We start from the raw sequence: 20,232 nt of genomic DNA, 5'->3' as shown, positions 1-20,232 counted from the left end.
AAGCGTTATTCGTAGGTATTCAAATTAACAAAAAGCCGCTCACTCGAGCGGCTTTTTCGTAACGAATTGTATCCATTCAAATGATGCGATTACAGCACCATTGCAGCAATCCAACCGAAGATGATCAGTGGAATGTTGTAGTGGATAAATGTCGGAACAACGGTTTCCCAAATGTGTTCGTGTTGGCCATCCGCATTTAGCCCCGATGTTGGACCTAACGTTGAATCAGAAGCTGGAGAGCCTGCATCACCTAGCGCAGCAGCAGTACCGACTAGTGCGATAGTTGCCATTGGTGAGAAGCCGAACGCTAGTGATAGCGGGACATAGATAGTTGCAAGGATTGGAATCGTAGAGAACGATGAACCAATGCCCATAGTGACCAATAGACCAACGATCAGCATAAGCAGAGCAGCTAGAGGTTTGTTATCGCCGATGCTTGTTGATAGTGATTGTACTAGTGTTTCAACGCCGCCAGTTTGCTTCATTACCGCCGCAAAACCTGCCGCTGCAATCATGATGAAGCCGATCATTGCCATCATGTGTACACCTTTAGTGAACACATCGTGCGTCTCTTTCCATGCGATAACACCACCGAAGGTGAATACCATAAAGCCAGCTAGTGCACCGATGATCATTGAGCCCGTGTATAGCTGTACGCTTAGCGCAGCAAGAATACCCAAGCCAGCAACCAAAATGTGTTTCTTATTTAGCTTCTCTTCAGATTCTTGAACAACGGTCAGTTCAGTTTCTTTGTATTCACGAGGTTTACGGTAGCTAAAGAAGATTGCCGTCAGAAGGCCAAACAACATACCTGCGCCCGGCAACAGCATTGCTGTCGGTACTTGGCTTGCCACGACATCTGTTAGACCATTGTCATGTAAGTTCTTCAATAGGATGTTGTTTAGGAAGATGCCACCAAAACCGATTGGTAGAATCATATAAGGCGTGATCAAACCGAAGGTAAGCACACAAGCGACCAAACGACGGTCCAGCTTCAGCTTAGCGAAAACGCCCAAAAGAGGTGGAATCAAAATTGGAATAAAGGCGATGTGTACCGGAATCACGTTTTGAGATGACATGGTGACAAGGACAAGCGCAACCAATACTGCGTATTTAAGACCAGTAGTCGACGCAGAGCTTTCTTTGCCATTTAGGCGCTTGATAACGCTTTTAGCAAGTAGGTCAGTAATCCCAGAGCGAGAAATAGCAACGGCAAATGTACCAAGCATTGCATAGCTTAATGCGATAGTTGCACCGCCGCCGAGTCCGCTTTCAAAGGCAGAAACAGTATCGGTAAGACTCATACCAGCAACAAGGCCACCAACGATGGCACTAAACGTGAGGGCAACCACCACGTTTACGCGCATCAATGCTAACACGAGCATGACGCACACAGATATAACGACAGGATTCATACTTTTCCTAATATGTTGTGTTTATTTATTATTCTTCGCTAACAAGCGGCCAACCGCCTAGGGCCTTCCATTTGTTCACGATGCCGCAGAATAGCTCTGCAGTTTTTTGTGTATCGTAAAGCGCAGAGTGTGCTTCACGATTGTCAAAGTCCATCCCTGCTGTTTTGCATGCTTTAGCCAGAACAGTTTGGCCATAAGCAAGTCCACTTAATGTCGCGGTATCAAAAGTGGCAAATGGATGGAAAGGGACTCTTTTTAGTTTGCAGCGTTCGTTTGCTGCATTAACAAAACTTAAGTCGAAAGCCGCGTTATGCGCCACCATGATTGCACGCGAGCAATCTTCTGCTTTTTGCTCTTTACGGATCAACTTATAAATTTCTTTCAGCGCTTCTTGCTCAGAGACAGCACCACGGAGTGGGCTAAAAGGGTCACGAATGCCGTTGAATTCTAGCGCTTCTTTTTCTAAATTCGCGCCTTCAAAAGGTTCGATATGAAAATGAATGGTGGAGGCAGGATGCAAATCGCCGTTTTCATCCATGCTCAACGTAACGGCACAGATTTCTAAAAGTGCATCAGTTTGAGCATTGAAACCTGCGGTCTCAACGTCAACTACCACTGGAAAATAACCACGAAAACGCTTTTTCAGGGTTAGAGCTTCATTTTCTATTGTCATGTTGGCTTATTTTTGTGTGACGAAGGCTGCATTATTGCAGATTCTATCGATGAGAAAAACCGCAATTTGGATAAATGTAGAATTCTGTTTCGTCCGTATTGGGTGAGACTTATAACTAAAAATAAGGGGGAAGGTCACCTGTTATTCTCGTGATGTTATTTCCCATTTTATGCGCTTGCCAAATCATCCCTTAAGTCCTTCTATCAAGTTGCTATTTTTATGTTGGCGGGATTTTTGCATTCTTTCACGTGTTTTTAATTCAGGCGAATAAGCGGCAATAGAGTGCCGTTTGAGAGATAGTACCTAGATGAATAAATGGCTTGTAACCAGTGGTGTCGCGTTATCTTTACTCAGTGCACATAGTTTTGCATCAATGGGTAAACGCTACGTTGCCACTCCGCAACAGTCACAATGGGAAATGGTGATGAATACGCCATTGGAATGCCAACTTGTGCATCCTATTCCTGGATTTGGTGACGCGGTATTTTCGTCTCGTGCGAGCAAAAAGATCAATTTGGATTTCGAACTGAAAATGCGCCGCCCAATGGGTGAAACACGCAACGTGAGTTTGATTTCAATGCCGCCTCCTTGGCGTCCGGGAGAGCATGCGGACCGAATCACTAATCTTAGGTTCTTTAAGCAGTTCGATGGTTACGTGGGTGGTCAAACGGCATGGGGCATTTTGTCTGAGCTAGAAAAAGGGCGCTATCCGACATTTAGCTACCAAGATTGGCAAAGTCGTGACCAACGTATTGAAGTTGCCTTGTCTTCGGTGCTTTTTCAGAGCAAATACAATGCCTTCAGTAACTGCATTGCCAACTTGTTGAAATACAGCTTTGAAGATATTGCCTTTACGATTCTTCATTACGAGTGGCAGGGCGATCAGCTAACAAAAGCGTCGAAGAAGCGTTTGGCTCAAATTGCTGATTATGTTCGTCACAACCAAGATATCGATTTAGTCCTTGTTGCAACCTACACAGATTCAACGGATGGCAAGAGTGCGAGTCAAAGTCTTTCAGAAAGAAGAGCAGAGTCACTTAGAGCGTATTTCGAATCTCTGGGTTTATCGGGTGATCGTATTCAAGTGCAGGGCTACGGCAAGCGTCGACCAATTGCTGATAATGGCTCACCAATTGGTAAAGATAAGAATCGCCGTGTGGTGATTTCGCTAGGACGAACTCAGGTTTAATTGAAATGCTAACCAAATAAAAACGCCAGAGTCAGACTCTGGCGTTTTTATATCACTGTGTTCTTGTTGAAAGTACTTATGCGCTTGTGTTGCTACCTTCATGTCACTTCAGCTAGTTTAAGCGAAATTTAGCAATGATTTCGCAATTCGTAGCCGTATCAATCTTTTCGACTTGTTTTGCAATCGCTGGATTCGGATGTCGTTTCATAAAATCAATCAGTGCTTTTGTACAGCAGCCAATCGAATCAATAAAGCTCGCGCAATCTTTGTTTGGGCACTGAGGAATCAGTGTGAGTACTTTTTCAGATGCGAGTTGCAGATATTTGAGTTCATACTCGGTATCGCCAGCCCAGCGCCAAAATTGAGCGAGGTTATGGCATGAAATCACTGAAATTAGTAAGCGTTCATCAGCTTCTATTTCCACGCATTCGCTAATATCTTCACTCAGGCTAAGGGCTTGCTGGTAATGAAGAATGCTGCGAACAGGGTCATCTAGTTGAAGAGCAGTATCGGCTAGAAGTGTGTGTTTTTCCCATTCACTGATCATTATCGTTTGTCCCACATATCGATGTTGCGAACAAATCTAAACGATAATTATTATCAAGTAAAGATATTTGTTTATAAATGAGCAGGCAGCTCTCAGATCTGCCTGTCATCTTTTACAGCATTTCAGAATGGGGGTTGGGTTTAGCCCTCTAAACCTGCTGATGCTTGCTTGTTTTGGATCAGCTCGATCATGTAGCCATCAGGGTCTTTCACGAAAGCGATGTGTGTTGTACCGCCTTTTACTGGGCCGGCTTCACGAGTGACATTGCCACCTGCTGCTTTGATTGCATCGCAAGTTGAGTAGATATCGTCTACGCCAATGGCGATATGGCCAAATGCAGAGCCTAAGTCGTACTCGGTTGTACCCCAGTTGTAAGTCAACTCGATGACGGCACCTTGAGACTCATCACCGTAGCCTAGGAATGCCAGCGTGTACTCGTACTCTTTATTTTCATTGGTACGAAGTAGCTGCATGCCCATTACTTCAGTGTAGAACTTGATAGATTTGTCTAGATCACCCACGCGTAGCATGGTGTGAAGAATTCGACCGTTTGACATTATTTGCTCCTAGCGATTGTTTCAGACGGGTTTATTCGTCTGGGTACACTTTTTCTTTGTATTCACAGAGATCTTCAATGATGCAGCTACCACAGCGCGGTTTTCTTGCCACACATGTGTAACGACCATGAAGGATCAGCCAGTGGTGTACATCAAGCTTAAACTCTTTTGGCACCACTTTTAGCAGTTTTTCTTCTACGTCATCGACGGTTTTACCCATCGCAAACTTTGTACGGTTAGAAACACGATAGATGTGTGTGTCCACCGCGATAGTTGGCCAACCGAAGGCGGTATTCAGTACCACGTTAGCGGTTTTACGACCGACACCCGGCAAAGCTTCTAGTGCTGCACGATCTTCTGGTACTTCACTGTTGTGCTTCTCTAGTAAGATCTTACAAGTCTTGATGGTGTTTTCGGCTTTTGAATTAAACAGACCGATGGTTTTGATGTATTCCTTTAAACCATCGACACCCAAATCAAGAATGCCTTGAGGCGTGTTCGCAACAGGATAGAGCTTGTCTGTTGCCTTGTTTACGCTTACGTCCGTCGCCTGCGCAGAAAGCAGTACGGCGATAAGCAACTCAAACGGCGTGCTCCAGTTGAGCTCCGTCTGAGGATTGGGATTGTTTTCTCGGAGTCGTTCGAGAATTTCAATTCTTTTGACTTTGTTCATTGCTGACTTCCAAACCCGTCTTTGCGGTTTATGAAAAAGGCCCTACGAGTGGTAGAGCCTTGATTTTAGAATTCTTGTATTATGCGTTAGTTACGCGGGCGCGCTCAATGGCTGGTTTTTCTTCTTTCGGCTGACGTTCCTGAATTGAGCTGTCGATAACGTTTTTCAACGCAATCAAAAGTCCTACACCGATAAACGCACCTGGCGGCAATAATGCCAGTAAGAAGCTGCTATCGAAGTGGAAAACTTGAATACGCAGTGCCGCAGCCCAGTCACCCAATAATAGGTCTGCACCATCGAATAAGGTGCCGTTGCCGATAAGTTCACGCATAGCGCCAAGTACAACTAATACGGTTGTCATACCAAGACCCATCCAGAAACCATCCAATGCTGCTGGTAATGGATCATTCTTCGATGCGTAAGCTTCCGCACGGCCGATGATAATACAGTTGGTTACGATCAATGGAATGAAGATACCCAGAGATAGATACAGTCCGTAGGCATAAGCGTTCATCAAGAGTTGAACACAAGTTACCAAGGCTGCGATGATCATAACGAAAACCGGAATACGGATTTCTTTTGGTACGTAGTTACGAATCAGTGAAACCGTCAGGTTAGAGCCGACAAGCACCAACAAAGTCGCAATACCCAGACCAAGGGCGTTGGTAATGGTCGAAGAAACCGCAAGTAGAGGACACAAACCCAGAAGTTGCACTAGGGCAGGGTTGTTGCTCCACATGCCGTTTTTCATTAGCAGTTTATTTTCACTCATGGTTGCCTCCTGCGCAGTCTAGGGGCTGATTCAGAATCTCATCACGAGACTTATTTACGTAGTTTACTGTGTTTCTCACCGCTTTCACTACCGCACGAGGGGTAATGGTTGCGCCAGTAAACTGATCGAAATCGCCACCATCTTTACGAACTCGCCAAGAATTCCAGTTACTTTCTGTCACTTGCTTACCGGTGAAGCTCAAGATCCAATCTGTAACGCGTAAATCAATTTTATCACCCAACCCCGGTGTTTCTTGATGGCTTAGGATACGAGTACCAAGGATCTTGCCTTGATTATCGATGCCGGTGATGATTTTGATTTCACCGTTGTAGCCATCTGGTGCGATGGACTCAATTGCCATTGCCGTAGGTTGGCCATCTTTGGTCGCAATGTAAGTTGGCATCGAGCGAACCGTACCTAGATCGGGTGCAGATACCATAGTACATGCCGCGACAAGGTTGTTGTCGTGCATTTCTTCCGGAATCACTTGGTTAAGAACCGACAGCAATTGCTTTTGTTCCTGAAGCTTAATTTGATCTTTTGTTAGGTACTGAGTCAGTGCCACAAGACCGGTTGTTGCACAGGCGAAGATCGCCAATGTCAGACCATTTTTTCTAATAGCGGTTAACATGTTTACCTCAGTGACCGTAAGTTCTTGGTTTGGTGTAGTAGTCGATCAACGGTACACACATATTGGCAAGCAGAACGGCGAACGCAACGCCATCTGGGAAGCCACCCCAACTACGAATAATGAATACCAACGCGCCGATGAGAGCGCCGAAAATCAAGCGACCTTTCACAGTAGTTGACGCTGAAACAGGGTCGGTAGCGATAAAGAACGCGCCTAACATCGTTGCACCTGAAAGTAGGTGGAAGATTGGTGATGCGGTTTCTCCCGGCATGATCAAGCTAAACACGGTGCTAAACAGTGTCAAACTACCTAGGAAACCAACAGGAATGTACCATTGGATGATGCGTTTTTTGATCATCACTAGGCCACCAACCAAGTAAGCTAGGTTTACCCATTGCCAACCGATACCCGCAAGCCCACCAAACATTGGCTGTGATAGTACTTCATTTGGCGTAGCACCAGTATGAATACCAGTTTTGAATGCATCTAATGGGGTTGCCATTGTTACGCCATCCACACCAGCGCGAACTTGTTGCAGTGACAAACCATCAAAGTCATAGCCAGTGAAGATCAGAGACAACGCGTCTGCAAACGTCACGTGCTCAGACATCAATGAAACAGGCGCGCTCCAACTTGTCATTTGGACAGGGAAGGAGATAAGCAATACGACGTAAGCGACCATCGCTGGGTTAAATAGGTTTTGGCCAATACCACCGTATAAGTGCTTTGCAATAACGATGGCAAAAATCAAACCGATAACCATGATCCACCAAGGAGACCATGGTGGGATTGCCACAGCTAATAGCCAGGCTGTCACAATGGCACTGTTATCACGCAGCGCACGCATTGGAGAACGTTTACGCACAAGCATAACTAATGCTTCAAGTGACACTGCGACCGCAATAGCGAACACAAGTTGAATGATGGTGCCCCAACCAAAGAAATAGGTTTGAGCCACTAAGCCAGGAATAGCACACAGTGCTACCCATTTCATCAAATCAGGCGTGCTGCGACGGCTGTGAGCGTGTGGTGAACTGGCAATAAAAAACGACATTACTCGTTCTCCTCAGTATTGTTCTTATTCGCTTCTTGCTGAGCTTTACGTGCTTTAGCGCGAGCAATGGCAGCGGCAACAGCAGCTTTCTTTGGATCCACTTCTGGTTCTTCAGAAGGAGCCTCTGCTTCTACAGGTTCTGTTTGCGATTCTTGCTGCGCTTTACGTGCCTTAGCACGAGCAATAGCTGCGGCAACCGCGGCTTTCTTCGGATCCACTTCTGGCTCTTCAGAAGGCGTTTCTTCAACAGATTCTGTTTGCGATTCTTGCTGCGCTTTACGTGCCTTAGCACGAGCAATAGCTGCGGCAACCGCGGCTTTCTTCGGATCCACTTCTGGTTCTTCAGAAGGAGCTTCCGCTTCAACAGATTCTGTTTGTGCTTCTTGCTGAGCTTTGCGTGCTTTAGCACGAGCAATGGCAGCGGCAACTGCTGCTTTCTTTGGATCTTCAGCTTGTTCAGCAGGTGCTTCCGTTTCTGCAGAGTCAGTAGAGCTTTCTTGCTGGGCTTTACGCGCTTTAGCACGAGCAATGGCAGCGGCAACAGCAGCTTTCTTTGGATCTTCAGCTTGTTCAGAAGGTGCTTCCGTTTCTGCAGATTCAATAGAGCTTTCTTGTTGAGCTTTGCGTGCCTTAGCGCGAGCAATGGCAGCAGCAACTGCGGCTTTCTTTGGATCTTCAGCTTGTTCAGCAGGTGCTTCCGTTTCAGCAGAGTCAATAGAGCTTTCTTGCTGAGCTTTGCGTGCCTTAGCGCGAGCAATGGCAGCGGCAACTGCAGCTTTCTTTGGATCTTCAGATTGTTCTGCTGATGTTTCCACTTCTGCAGATACCGTAGAGTCTTCTTGCTGAGCTTTTTTCGCTTTAGCTCTGGCGATAGCTGCTGCGATGGCTGCTTTCTTATCACCAGCTTCAGTAGGTGTTGATGCGTCTTCTTGTTGAGCTTTCTTCGCCTTAGCACGGGCAATCGCTGCTGCAACCGCTGACTTCTTGTCGTCAGCATTATCCGTAGATGCGTCGCCTTGTTCTTTTTGCACTTTGCGTTCGCGAGCAAGGCGTTTGCGTTCTTCGCGTAGCTTCGCCATTTCTGAGTTATCAGGCTCGGCTGCGCCAGATTGAGCCGCTGCAGCTTGTTTCGCTTTTGCTTTGGCAATCGCGGCAGCAACCGCTGGTTTCACTGCTGGCTCGGCTTTCGCTTCAGTATTCTCTTTCTGTGCTTTCACGCGAGCGATGGCTGCGGCAATCGCATCATCACCGCCAGAGGCTTTCATGTCTTTACGACGATCATCCGCGGCTTTCTTAAAGCGATTTTCACGTTCTGCTTTTTCGCGTTCCATACGCGCTTTCTTCTCTTCAAAGCGCAGCTTAGCTCGTTCAGCGGCTGCCGCTTCTTGAGCGCGTGTTCGGATTTCAGCTTTCGCTTGACGATAGTATTGAACCAGTGGGATTTCACTCGGACACACAAACGCACACGCGCCACATTCAATACAGTCTTTAAGGTTCAGTTCTTCCAGCTTTTCGTATTCTTGGCTTTTTGCATACCACTGAAGCTGCTGTGGCAATAGCGATGCAGGGCACGCTTCCGCACATTGGCTACAACGGATACATTCCATTTCGTATTGGTCAGAAGCGATCTCACGACGCTTCGGTGCCAGAATACAGTTTGCCGTTTTAGTGATAGGAACCTGAGCGTGAGGTAGGGTAAAGCCCATCATTGGACCACCCATGATCAGACGCTGCAGTTTCTTATCTGCTTTGTAGCCAAACTCGTCTAACAGTGCTTGTACTGGCGTACCAAGTAGCGTCCAAACGTTACGTGGTTGCTTGAAGGTCTTACCCGTCAGAGTCACGATGCGATTTACCACAGGTTCGCCATCGATCACTGCACGTTTAATTGAGTAGAGAGAACCAACGTTTTGAACCAGAATGCCAATATCAGCAGGGATAGCGCCGCTAGGAACTTCTTTGTTGGTTAAAATCTTGATGAGCTGCTTCTCACCACCAGAAGGGTATTTGGTTGGGATAACGCGAATCACGATGTCTTTGTTCATCGCCGCTTGTTCCAGCGCTTTGATTGCTGCTGGCTTGTTATCTTCAATACCAATGATGGTCAGTTTTGGCTTAAGGATATGCTCGACGATCTCGATCCCTTGGATCAGTTCGTACGCATGCTCCTGCATGAGTTTGTCATCGGCGGTGATGTAAGGTTCACATTCAGCCGCGTTAACGATAAGAATTTCGGTACGTGCAATGCCCGATTGGATCTTCTTAGCCGTTGGGAAGCCTGCGCCACCCATGCCCGAGATACCAGCAAGGCGAATCACATCGATCAACGCATCTGCAGATTCTTGGGTGTAATCGGCAACTGGCGTTTTCTCACACCAAGTATCGTTACCATCTGGCGTAATCACTGCGCACAGTTCGCTTAAACCCGATGGGTGAGCGACGGTTCGTGGCTCAATAGCTGTCACTTGCCCAGAAGTTGGAGCATGAACAGGAACAGTAAAACCACTGTCTGACGCCGTTAGCTGTTGACCTTTCAACACTGTGTCACCAATAGCGATCAATAGATTACCTGCTTTACCGATGTGTTGTTTCAGAGGTAGGACGATTTCCGACGGAATGGCAGCATGAACCAATTCAGTTTTGTTGGATTGCTTTTTGTTTTCTGCCGGATGCACGCCGCCTGGGAAATCCCATAGCGAACCAGTACGAATTTGTTCAATCAAAGACAACATACGAAACCTTATTTAATTGAATCAGTCACGTTCGCTGCATTGGCAGCATCCGTAATGTCAACTACTGGAATAGCGTTAAGCTTCCACTTCCAGCTCTCTGTGGTAGTTTCCACAGGAATCATTTCAATACAGTCAGTTGGACAAGGCGCCACGCATAAGTCACAACCGGTACACTCGTCTTTGATAACGGTATGAAGGGCTTTAGTACCACCAACAATCGCATCGACAGGACACGCTTGAATACACTTGGTACAACCGATACACATGTCTTCATGAATGAAAGCAACGGTTTTGACTTTGCTGTCGAGATCGTGTGCCGACTCTTCCGCTTCAACGCCCATTAGGTCCGCCAGTTTTTCAATGGTTGCTTGACCACCTGGAGGACATTTATTGATTTTATCGCCATTCGCGATTGCTTCTGCGTATGGACGACAACCCGGGTAGCCACATTGGCCACACTGAGTTTGAGGAAGAATAGAATCGATTTGATCGACAATCGGGTCCGCTTCGACTTTGAAGCGAATCGATGCAAAACCAAGTATGGCCCCAAATACAGCGGCAAGGGCAGCAAGAGCGATGATCGCAATTAAAATCGTACTCATCGTTTACTTCACCAAACCTGTAAAGCCCATAAAGGCAAGAGACATCAGGCCTGCGGTGATCATCGCAATCGATGCGCCTTTAAATGGCACAGGTACGTCAGCAGCGGCAATACGTTCACGCATTGACGCAAATAGGATCAGTACCAAAGAGAAGCCAACCGCTGCGCCAAAACCATAAATGATCGATTCGATAAAGTTGTGGTTCTCGTTGATGTTAAGCAGAGCAACACCCAGAACCGCACAGTTCGTTGTGATCAGCGGTAGGAAGATACCCAACAGACGATACAGCGTCGGGCTGGTTTTGTGCACGACCATTTCGGTGAACTGTACAACAACAGCGATCACCAAAATAAAGCTCATGGTTCGTAGATATTCGATGCCCAGTGGACGCAAAACATAGCTTTCCACCAAGTATGCACACACAGACGCGAGCGTTAGTACAAAAGTTGTAGCTAAGCCCATGCCAATTGCTGTTTCCAGTTTTTTAGACACGCCCATAAAAGGACACAAGCCTAAAAACTTCACCAGTACAAAGTTGTTCACCAGCACAGTGCCGACCAACAACAAAATATATTCGGTCATAGTTATTACGTTCTTAAAATCCGATCCCAATATTATCGTGTTTTGTGACACCAATAACAACCAGAGAACGGTGTGGTTTTATGCACCCGATGGAAAATTATACGTGTATGTGATGTGAGCGGATGAATTAATAAGAAATTGAAAAGTTTGGTGAATGGTTGTTAACAAAGAAAAACGCAATTACCGCCACTGATTTAACGCACGCGTTGTTGATGGTTTTGGTATCACTTCGTATGGTTTGCCAGAAACGACAAAAGCTCATCCCCCTAATGAGTTAGAGGCATGAGCTTCGATTATTTTACAATCTCGCGATTACAGTTTTTCTGTAAACGTTCGGCTGATCACGTCTTGTTGTTGCTCTCGAGTTAGCGAGTTAAAACGTACCGCGTAACCGGATACTCGAATCGTCAACTGAGGGTATTTCTCTGGGTGTTCAACCGCATCCAATAACATCTCTCGGTTCAGAACGTTGACGTTAAGGTGTTGACCACCTTCAATCGCAATGCCCTCGTTGCTTGCTTCGTGATGGAAGTAACCATCCATTAGCGCGGCTAGGTTTTTCTTCTGACTCAAGTCATCTTTACCCAGCGCGTTAGGCACAATTGAGAAGGTGTAAGAAATACCATCTTTTGCGTAAGCAAACGGCAGTTTAGATACCGATGCCAAAGACGCAACCGCCCCTTTTTCATCACGACCGTGCATTGGGTTTGCACCCGGGCCAAAAGGCATACCTGCGCGACGGCCATCTGGTGTATTACCCGTTTTTTTGCCGTAAACCACGTTAGATGTGATCGTTAGGATCGATTGAGTTGGCACTGCTTCGCGGTAGGTGTGCATCTTCTGAATTTTCTTCATGAAGCGCTCAACCAGATCACAAGCGATGTCATCAACACGGGCATCGTTGTTGCCAAATTTTGGATAATCACCTTCGATTTCAAAATCAACGGCGATGCCATCTTCATCACGAACAGGCTTCACGGTCGCGTATTTAATGGCCGCCAAAGAGTCAGCGACAACAGACAGACCTGCAATACCACACGCCATAGTGCGGTGCACGTCGCGATCCATCAATGCCATCAGTGATGCTTCGTAGCTGTAACGGTCATGCGAGTAATGGATGATGTTCAATGCTGTGACGTATTGTGTTGCTAGCCATTCCAACATGTTGTCGAAGCGTGGCATCAAAGCGTCAAAGTCGAGAATTTCATCTTGTACTTTGTCCACTACCGGACCCACTTGCGCTTTCGATTTTTCATCGATACCACCATTGATAGTGTAAAGCAGTGCTTTTGCAAGGTTGGCTCGTGCACCAAAGAATTGCATGTGCTGACCAACAATCTGCGGGCTCACACAACATGCAATCGCGTAGTCGTCATTGTCGAAATCAGTACGCATTAGATCGTCGTTTTCGTATTGAACAGAAGAGGTATCAATCGATACTTTTGCAGCGTATTGTTTGAACGCTTCAGGCAATTGCTCTGACCAAAGAATCGTCATGTTTGGCTCAGGAGCAGGACCCATAGTGTGGAGCGTATGTAAGTATCGGAATGTCGTTTTAGATACTAGTGTACGGCCATCAACCCCCATACCTGCCATTGCTTCTGTTGCCCAGATTGGGTCGCCAGAGAACAATGAATCGTATTCTGGTGTACGAAGGAAGCGAACCATGCGCAGTTTCATGATGAAGTGGTCGATCATCTCTTGCGCTTGCGATTCATCAATCAAGCCATTTGCGATATCACGTTCTAGGTAAACATCTAGGAAAGTTGATGTACGACCCAATGACATTGCTGCGCCATTTTGAGACTTAACTGCCGCCAAGTAACCAAAGTAGGTAAATTGAATCGCTTCTTGCGCTGTTTTTGCAGGTAGCGACATATCAATGCCGTATTTCAAACCCATTTGACGAATGTCTTCAAGTGCTTGAACTTGGTCTGCAATTTCTTCACGTAGACGAAGCGTTTTCTCAAGATCGCCACCGCGCTCTAGGAACGTTTGTGTCGAGTTGTATTGCTCTTTTTTGTCCGCTTTTAAGAAGTCGATACCGTAAAGGGCGATACGACGGTAGTCACCAATGATACGACCACGGCCATAGGCATCAGGAAGGCCAGTGATGATGCCTGATTTACGACACGCTAGGATTTCTTTGGTGTAAAGGTCGAAACACGCTTTGTTGTGAGTTTTACGGTACTCAGTGAAGATCTTTTCGACTGTTGGATCCAATTCGCGGCCATAAACTTCGCACGAGTTTTTCACCATGCGAATACCACCATTAGCGATGATTGCACGTTTTAGAGGCTGATCGGTTTGTAAGCCAACGATCTTTTCCAGATCTTTGTTGATGTAACCCGCATCGTGAGAAGTAATCGTTGATGGCAGATCGGTATCGAAATCAACAGGAGCGTGTGTGCGGCTTTCTTGTTTAATGCCTTCAAGCACTTGGTTCCATAATGCTGAAGTGGATGCGCTAACCTCGGCTAAGAAGGACTCGTCTCCCTCATAGGGTGTGTAGTTTTTTTGGATGAAGTCACGAGTGTTGACAGAGTTTTGCCACTCACCAGCAGCGAATCCAGCCCATGCGTCTAGCATATCAGTCGTCGGAATAGTCATAAGTAAATCCCTAAGTTATTGATAAATAGAATGGAGGCGACGAGTAGGACGGAACCATTCTTAACCCTGTCAATCGTATGGATTTAATCTGTATGAGTAAAATGAATGCTTTTCATTTTTTTAATGATTATTTTGCATTTATATAAAAATCAATGGATTAATTGTGTTTTAAGGCCAAAAAGAAGAAATAAATCTTTAAGAATAGAAAATAAGGCGGAATTTAAAAAGGGACGTTGCGCTAGAGTTAGTGAAGACGGTACTGGCAACGAGATGCTCTGAGGCGCTTATTGGTGCTGAGCCGTTGAATTTAGATACGAAAAAAGCCCAGTTTTTCAACTGGGCTTTTCGGGAATTTGGCTCCTCCTGCTGGGCTCGAACCAGCGACCTGCGGATTAACAGTCCGTCGCTCTACCAACTGAGCTAAGGAGGAATTGCTTTGCTTGAAAGCGGGACGAATCTTACCGAGCACCCACAAAGCTGTCAACACCCAAAAAACACATTTTGAGCAAAAAAGTGAGTTTTTACATCTTTACTTTTTTGTACTCCTTGCCAGTAAAGGGCTGGAGTTAGTTATCCACCAAAATTGTGGATAACTATGTTGATGAGATCTGAGTAAAGATCATTGTTATGCAACTGGGTGTGCTTTGTGTGAATTTTTACGCGAGAATATTCACTGATTAGTCAAGTAAAACAGTGATTTATTAAATTTACTATGAGATCAATCAAAGTGGATAAAATTTACACTTTTGGGGATAAAGGATGATTTTTGTGTTTTTTGGGGAAAACTTGTGGAAATTATATCGTGATGAGTGCAGACGCTTCATCGACTAGGGCGAAAGACTATATCAGAACGTGTTAAATAAGGCTAGATCAAAGTAGAGAAAGCACAAAATTTAATAGTAATGAGCTATAAATCATAGATAGACGTAGATTTCATCTTTGAAGGTGTATATATATACAGCCAAAGTGCAGTAATTTTGAGGAAGGGTATGAGTAAAGTTTATGAACTGGTCTCTGATTATCAACCATCTGGTGATCAACCAACAGCCATCAAGCAGTTGCTAGAAGGGTTAGATTCCGGTCTTGCCCACCAAACACTCTTAGGTGTAACGGGGTCTGGTAAAACATTTACATTAGCGAATGTTATTGCAGAAGCGCAACGACCAGCGATTCTACTCGCACCCAATAAAACACTTGCTGCTCAGTTGTATGGTGAAATGAAGTCTTTCTTCCCCAATAACGCGGTGGAGTATTTTGTTTCGTACTATGACTACTACCAACCGGAAGCGTATGTTCCGACCACGGATACCTTCATAGAGAAAGACGCGTCAGTTAACGCGCACATTGAACAAATGCGTTTGTCCGCTACAAAAGCACTACTAGAACGTAAAGATGCCATTATTGTCGCGTCGGTATCGGCTATCTATGGTTTGGGTGACCCTGAATCGTATCTACAAATGATGTTGCACCTGCGTCGCGGTGATGTGATTGATCAGCGCGATATGCTACGCCGCCTTGCAGAGTTGCAATACTCACGCAATGACGTCGCATTTGAACGCGGTCAGTTCCGTGTTCGTGGTGAGGTGATTGACATCTTCCCAGCCGAGTCAGATCAAGATGCTGTCCGTGTAGAAATGTTTGATGATGAAGTGGATTGCATTAGCGTATTTGATCCATTGACTGGGGTCGTAAAGCAACGCGATTTACCTCGTTACACCATTTATCCTAAAACGCACTATGTTACGCCACGCGAGCGTATTTTAGATGCAATTGAAAGTATTAAAGTTGAGTTAGAAGTTCGTAAGAAACAACTACTAGACAATAACAAGTTGTTGGAAGAACAACGTATCAGCCAACGTACTCAATTCGATATTGAGATGATGAACGAATTGGGTTTCTGTTCAGGTATCGAAAACTACTCTCGTTACTTGAGTGGTCGTGCCGAGGGTGAGCCGCCACCGACACTATTTGATTACTTGCCTCACGATGGTTTGTTGATCATCGACGAGTCGCACGTGACGGTTCCGCAAATCGGTGCCATGTATAAAGGCGACCGTTCGCGTAAAGAAACGCTGGTGGAATTTGGCTTCCGTTTACCTTCTGCTTTAGACAATCGTCCGATGAAATTTGAGGAATTTGAGTCGATCTCACCACAAACTATTTTCGTGTCGGCAACTCCAGGCAATTACGAATTAGAAAAATCTGCAGATGAAATTGCCGATCAAGTCGTGCGCCCAACGGGTCTGCTTGATCCTGAATTAGAAGTTCGCCCAGTGGCAACTCAGGTCGATGACTTGTTGTCTGAGATTCGAATTAGAGCGGCGAAAGACGAGCGTGTTTTGGTAACTACACTAACCAAACGTATGGCAGAAGACTTAACGGAATACCTGCATGAGCATGATGTTCGAGTGCGTTACCTTCACTCAGACATCGATACTGTCGAGCGAGTCGAGATCATTCGAGATCTGCGTTTGGGTGAGTTTGATGTGCTGGTTGGGATCAACTTGTTACGAGAAGGTCTTGATATGCCAGAGGTATCACTGGTGGCGATTCTTGATGCGGATAAAGAGGGCTTCTTACGTTCAGAGCGTTCTTTGATTCAGACCATTGGCCGTGCGGCACGAAATATCGAAGGTCGAGCGATTTTGTATGCAGACTCGATTACAAAATCGATGAAAAAAGCAATGGATGAAACGGATCGTCGTCGTGAGAAACAGAAAGCTTACAACGCAGAGATGGGTATTGAGCCTCAGCCTCTGAAACGCAATATCAAAGACATCATGGAATTGGGTGATATTACTAAATCTAAGCGCCAGCGTAATACCAAGCAGGTACCATTATCTAAGGTGGCAGAACCTTCGCAGTCTTACGACGTGATGTCACCACAGCAATTGGAAAAAGAGATCAGTCGTTTAGAAGCTGCGATGTACCAACATGCTCAAGATCTTGAGTTTGAATTGGCCGCACAAAAACGCGATGAGATAGAGAAACTACGAGCGCAGTTTATTGCCAATAGTTAACTCTTTAGGCCTACCAAAACCCGAGTGCATTTGTATTTGGGTTTTATATTTCCCCCAAAAAACAGACAAAAAAGAAGCCAATAGGCAGTCGGGTCTATTGGCTTGTTTTGTGAACATATCGTTCACTAACAACGTCAGTTGGCTAGGTGACCCGAGGGGTCATTAAACAAACAGCATGGTTTGTGCCATATTTTAACCTGTTGATATTCGGTTTAATTTGTTTAGAATACCCACAATCTAACGAATGTTTATTTGCAAAATGCAAAGCGTAATGCGATTATTATTTAAAACACAACAAAAAATCGGCTAGGCTATGCAACAAATAACAGAAGGTCAAAAGTCACGTTACCTATTAATGGTCGAAGATACCGCTTCCGTTGCGGCATTGTACCGTTCTTACCTAACGCCGCTCGGCATTGATATCAATATTGTTGGAACAGGCAGAGATGCAATCGAAAGCCTGAATCACCGTATTCCGGATCTTATTCTTCTCGATCTTCGTCTGCCAGATATGACGGGGATGGACGTATTGCACGCGGTGAAGAAAAGTCACCCTGATGTGCCAATTATTTTCATGACTGCTCACGGTTCTATCGATACCGCGGTAGAGGCGATGCGTCATGGCTCTCAAGATTTCTTAATCAAACCCTGTGAGGCTGATCGGCTGCGCGTAACGGTAAATAACGCGATTCGTAAGGCAACGAAATTAAAGAATGAAGCCGACAACCCAGGTAACCAAAACTACCAAGGCTTCATCGGCAGTAGCCAAACCATGCAGCAGGTTTACCGCACCATTGACTCGGCTGCGAGCAGTAAAGCCAGTATCTTCATTACTGGTGAAAGTGGTACTGGTAAAGAGGTGTGTGCCGAGGCGATTCACGCAGCAAGCAAACGTGGCGATAAGCCGTTTATTGCGATCAACTGTGCTGCTATCCCGAAAGATCTGATCGAAAGTGAGTTGTTTGGCCACGTTAAAGGTGCGTTTACCGGAGCAGCAAATGACCGTCAAGGTGCAGCTGAACTGGCTGACGGCGGGACGTTGTTCCTTGATGAACTATGTGAAATGGACTTGGATTTACAAACCAAGTTATTGCGTTTCATCCAGACGGGTACGTTCCAAAAAGTAGGCTCTTCTAAGATGAAGAGTGTGGATGTTCGCTTTGTGTGTGCGACTAACCGCGACCCGTGGAAAGAAGTACAAGAAGGCCGTTTTCGTGAAGACTTGTATTACCGCCTTTACGTGATTCCTTTACATTTGCCGCCACTACGCGAACGTGGTGAAGACGTGATCGAAATTGCGTATTCTTTGCTGGGCTATATGTCTCACGAGGAAGGCAAGAGTTTTATTCGTTTTGCACAAGATGTGATTGAACGTTTCAACAGTTACGAATGGCCGGGTAACGTTCGTCAGTTGCAAAACGTGTTGCGTAATATCGTGGTACTGAACAACGGCAAAGAAATTACTCTGGACATGCTACCACCACCACTGAATCAACCGGTGGTTCGTCAATCGATTTCAAAATTTATTGAACCTGAAATCATGACGGTGTCAGACATTATGCCGCTTTGGATGACTGAAAAAATGGCCATCGAGCAGGCGATTCAGGCGTGTGATGGCAATATTCCACGCGCTGCGGGCTACTTAGATGTCAGCCCTTCAACCATATATCGCAAGTTGCAAGCTTGGAATAATAGGGAAGAAAAACAAAACGTATGAGCATGGATGTATTGAATCAGCAAAAAATCGACGAATTGGCCGCGGAAATTGGCCTAGATAACGTTCCTATTTTGCTGGATATTTTCCTCGGAGAAATGGATGTCTATATCACCAACTTGTCGCAATACCAAGGCAGTGAGCAACTGATCTATCTAAAGGAAATCAGTCATGCTTTAAAAAGCAGTGCCGCCAGTTTTGGGGCTGATCGTTTGTGTGATTTGGCCGTAGCGATTGATAAGAAAGCTAAATCAGGTGAGTTAGTAGAAGGGGGGGGAGACATTACTTCGATGTTAAACTTGCTTCACGCTACTCGTGATGCGTATCGTTTATGGACGCAGTAGCCCTGTATTAAACCTTGTAAAAACAAAGCCCTTCACGTCGGTGAAGGGCTTTGTCATTTTATACGCTCAGGTGCCTCAATTGTAGGCCACTTCTTGTGTTATTTTGCAACCAATTGGTTTTCAATCGCTAACTTAAGTTTGTCACGATCATGACGCCAGTCGCGGTTGGTAGACGCCAATGACTCGGTGACCACATTCCAGTTATCCAGAACCTCTTGATCGGTTTCCTCTGCAAGTACGACATCAATCTGTCTGCCTTGGCATGCTCGCTCACACCATTCCAGCTTTTGTTTCATCGTCATGCGACCCGCTGGACCATATTCTGGACTAAGGTTCGCCACAAAAATGACTTTTGCTTTTTGGTTCGCTGCGATTGCTTTCCCCAATTCAGGTAAGAGTAGCGGTGGCATGATACTCGTTAGGAAGCTACCAGGGCCGAGGATGATGGCGTCAGCTTCTGCAAGAGCGGTTACCGCCTCTTTTGTTGCTGGCACTTCTGGTGAAAGGTCTAATCGGCGAAGATCTTTATCCATTTCATCCACATTAGTTTCACCTGTTACCCATTGCCCATCTACAGACAAAGCAGTGAGGTCGGAAGGATGTTCAGACATAGGAAGAATGTTGACATCGACTTTCAACATATTGCGAATCAGATTGATCGCGTCTAAAGGGCGGACGGAGAGGTTATCCAATGCCGTGAGCATCAGGTTCCCCAAGTTGTGGCCATCTAATTCACCAGTCCCTTTAAAGCGGTACTCAAACATCATCGAGCTGATCGATGGCTCTGTGATCAACTGGTTGATACAGTTTCGTGTATCGCCCCAAGCTATTCCGCCTTGACAATGGCGGATACGGCCAGTTGATCCGCCGTTGTCAGTGGTTGCCACAATGCCCGTTGCATTGCTGCCAAAATCATTAAGTGCGGCCAGCATTCGACCTAAACCGTGACCACCGCCAACTGCGACCACTTTCTTATTGGTGTAGATATTCATTACGTTCTTCTAATAATCTTGTAAAAAGCGACTACAATTTATCTTAATGAGTGTCTTAACGGTACTCACTTAGCGGTAAATTGTGTTTCTAGAGAGTTTTTTATCACTCTGCTCTGGATTCCATT

The 20,232-nt window shown here is 45.7% G+C and carries 17 protein-coding genes and 1 tRNA gene; 4 read left to right on the top strand and 14 right to left on the bottom strand.

Translation table 11 applies throughout. From position 1 onward, the window contains the following. Positions 1-89: 89 nt before the first annotated feature. Positions 90-1,415 carry a Na+/H+ antiporter family protein gene (locus L1076_RS06660; protein WP_038869333.1) on the bottom strand — a complete coding sequence of 442 codons (1,326 nt, stop codon included), beginning with the start codon at positions 1,413-1,415 and terminating at the stop codon, positions 90-92. Positions 1,416-1,443: 28 nt separating this feature from the next. Continuing rightward, the gene (rnt, locus tag L1076_RS06655) at positions 1,444-2,088 is read right to left on the bottom strand and encodes a ribonuclease T (protein ID WP_038869335.1); all 645 of its coding nucleotides are present in this window, start codon (positions 2,086-2,088) and stop codon (positions 1,444-1,446) included. Positions 2,089-2,395: 307 nt separating this feature from the next. Between rnt and L1076_RS06650 the strand changes: the two genes are divergently transcribed. Beyond that, positions 2,396-3,277, top strand: coding sequence for an OmpA family protein (locus L1076_RS06650; RefSeq protein WP_237303403.1), 882 nt, complete (start codon positions 2,396-2,398; stop codon positions 3,275-3,277). A 112-nt stretch (positions 3,278-3,389) separates the two neighbouring features. On the opposite strand, the gene L1076_RS06645 is transcribed toward L1076_RS06650, so the two are convergent. The 11 genes from L1076_RS06645 to L1076_RS06595 form a co-directional block, all read right to left on the bottom strand. Next, on the bottom strand, positions 3,390-3,824 hold the full coding sequence (locus L1076_RS06645) for a DUF2753 domain-containing protein (RefSeq protein WP_005439686.1): 435 nt from the start codon (positions 3,822-3,824) through the stop codon (positions 3,390-3,392). Between the two features lie 140 nt (positions 3,825-3,964). Further along, complete coding sequence (gloA, locus tag L1076_RS06640; RefSeq protein WP_020196364.1) at positions 3,965-4,381, bottom strand: lactoylglutathione lyase; 417 nt, start codon at positions 4,379-4,381, stop codon at positions 3,965-3,967. 31 nt (positions 4,382-4,412) lie between these two features. Continuing rightward, positions 4,413-5,054, bottom strand: a complete 642-nt coding sequence (nth, locus tag L1076_RS06635) for an endonuclease III (RefSeq protein WP_038881585.1) — start codon at positions 5,052-5,054, stop codon at positions 4,413-4,415. A 79-nt stretch (positions 5,055-5,133) separates the two neighbouring features. After that, positions 5,134-5,826 (bottom strand): electron transport complex subunit E, encoded by a 693-nt coding sequence (locus L1076_RS06630; protein WP_005439683.1) that lies wholly within the window; start codon positions 5,824-5,826, stop codon positions 5,134-5,136. Further along, complete coding sequence (gene rsxG, locus L1076_RS06625; RefSeq protein WP_005536427.1) at positions 5,819-6,457, bottom strand: electron transport complex subunit RsxG; 639 nt, start codon at positions 6,455-6,457, stop codon at positions 5,819-5,821. The genes L1076_RS06630 and rsxG overlap by 8 nt, the downstream gene beginning before the upstream one ends. 7 nt (positions 6,458-6,464) lie before the next feature. Next, positions 6,465-7,511 carry an electron transport complex subunit RsxD gene (gene rsxD / locus L1076_RS06620; protein WP_237303402.1) on the bottom strand — a complete coding sequence of 349 codons (1,047 nt, stop codon included), beginning with the start codon at positions 7,509-7,511 and terminating at the stop codon, positions 6,465-6,467. Then, complete coding sequence (gene rsxC, locus L1076_RS06615; protein WP_237303401.1) at positions 7,511-10,243, bottom strand: electron transport complex subunit RsxC; 2,733 nt, start codon at positions 10,241-10,243, stop codon at positions 7,511-7,513. Before rsxC ends, rsxD begins: the two co-directional genes overlap by 1 nt. A gap of 8 nt (positions 10,244-10,251) precedes the next feature. Continuing rightward, positions 10,252-10,845, bottom strand: a complete 594-nt coding sequence (gene rsxB, locus L1076_RS06610; protein WP_237303400.1) for an electron transport complex subunit RsxB — start codon at positions 10,843-10,845, stop codon at positions 10,252-10,254. A 3-nt stretch (positions 10,846-10,848) separates the two neighbouring features. Next, positions 10,849-11,427, bottom strand: coding sequence for an electron transport complex subunit RsxA (gene rsxA / locus L1076_RS06605; RefSeq protein WP_005425202.1), 579 nt, complete (start codon positions 11,425-11,427; stop codon positions 10,849-10,851). Positions 11,428-11,739: 312 nt separating this feature from the next. Further along, the gene (gene pflB, locus L1076_RS06600) at positions 11,740-14,037 is read right to left on the bottom strand and encodes a formate C-acetyltransferase (RefSeq protein ID WP_237303399.1); all 2,298 of its coding nucleotides are present in this window, start codon (positions 14,035-14,037) and stop codon (positions 11,740-11,742) included. Between the two features lie 354 nt (positions 14,038-14,391). Further along, positions 14,392-14,467: transfer RNA gene (locus L1076_RS06595), tRNA-Asn, on the bottom strand. A 559-nt stretch (positions 14,468-15,026) separates the two neighbouring features. Between L1076_RS06595 and uvrB the strand changes: the two genes are divergently transcribed. The 3 genes from uvrB to luxU all read left to right on the top strand — a co-directional run bounded on the left by uvrB (position 15,027) and on the right by luxU (position 19,115). Next, the gene (gene uvrB / locus L1076_RS06590; RefSeq protein WP_038869344.1) at positions 15,027-17,057 is read left to right on the top strand and encodes an excinuclease ABC subunit UvrB; all 2,031 of its coding nucleotides are present in this window, start codon (positions 15,027-15,029) and stop codon (positions 17,055-17,057) included. A gap of 313 nt (positions 17,058-17,370) precedes the next feature. Beyond that, positions 17,371-18,774, top strand: a complete 1,404-nt coding sequence (luxO, locus tag L1076_RS06585) for a quorum-sensing sigma-54 dependent transcriptional regulator LuxO (RefSeq protein ID WP_038869346.1) — start codon at positions 17,371-17,373, stop codon at positions 18,772-18,774. Beyond that, positions 18,771-19,115 carry a quorum-sensing phosphorelay protein LuxU gene (gene luxU, locus L1076_RS06580; RefSeq protein ID WP_181027902.1) on the top strand — a complete coding sequence of 115 codons (345 nt, stop codon included), beginning with the start codon at positions 18,771-18,773 and terminating at the stop codon, positions 19,113-19,115. Before luxO ends, luxU begins: the two co-directional genes overlap by 4 nt. Positions 19,116-19,213: 98 nt before the next feature. Here luxU and L1076_RS06575 read toward each other — a convergent pair whose 3' ends face one another. Further along, positions 19,214-20,107: a YvcK family protein gene (locus L1076_RS06575; RefSeq protein ID WP_038869348.1), complete on the bottom strand. Its 894-nt coding sequence runs from the start codon at positions 20,105-20,107 to the stop codon at positions 19,214-19,216. Positions 20,108-20,232: the final 125 nt, after the last annotated feature.

The sequence above is a fragment of the Vibrio sp. MMG023 genome, from assembly GCF_021654215.1.
In the GTDB taxonomy this organism is placed as follows: Bacteria; Pseudomonadota; Gammaproteobacteria; order Enterobacterales; family Vibrionaceae; genus Vibrio; species Vibrio jasicida.
The sequence above is the reverse complement of the archived record's forward strand: the minus strand, read 5'-3'. Positions and strand labels throughout refer to the sequence as shown.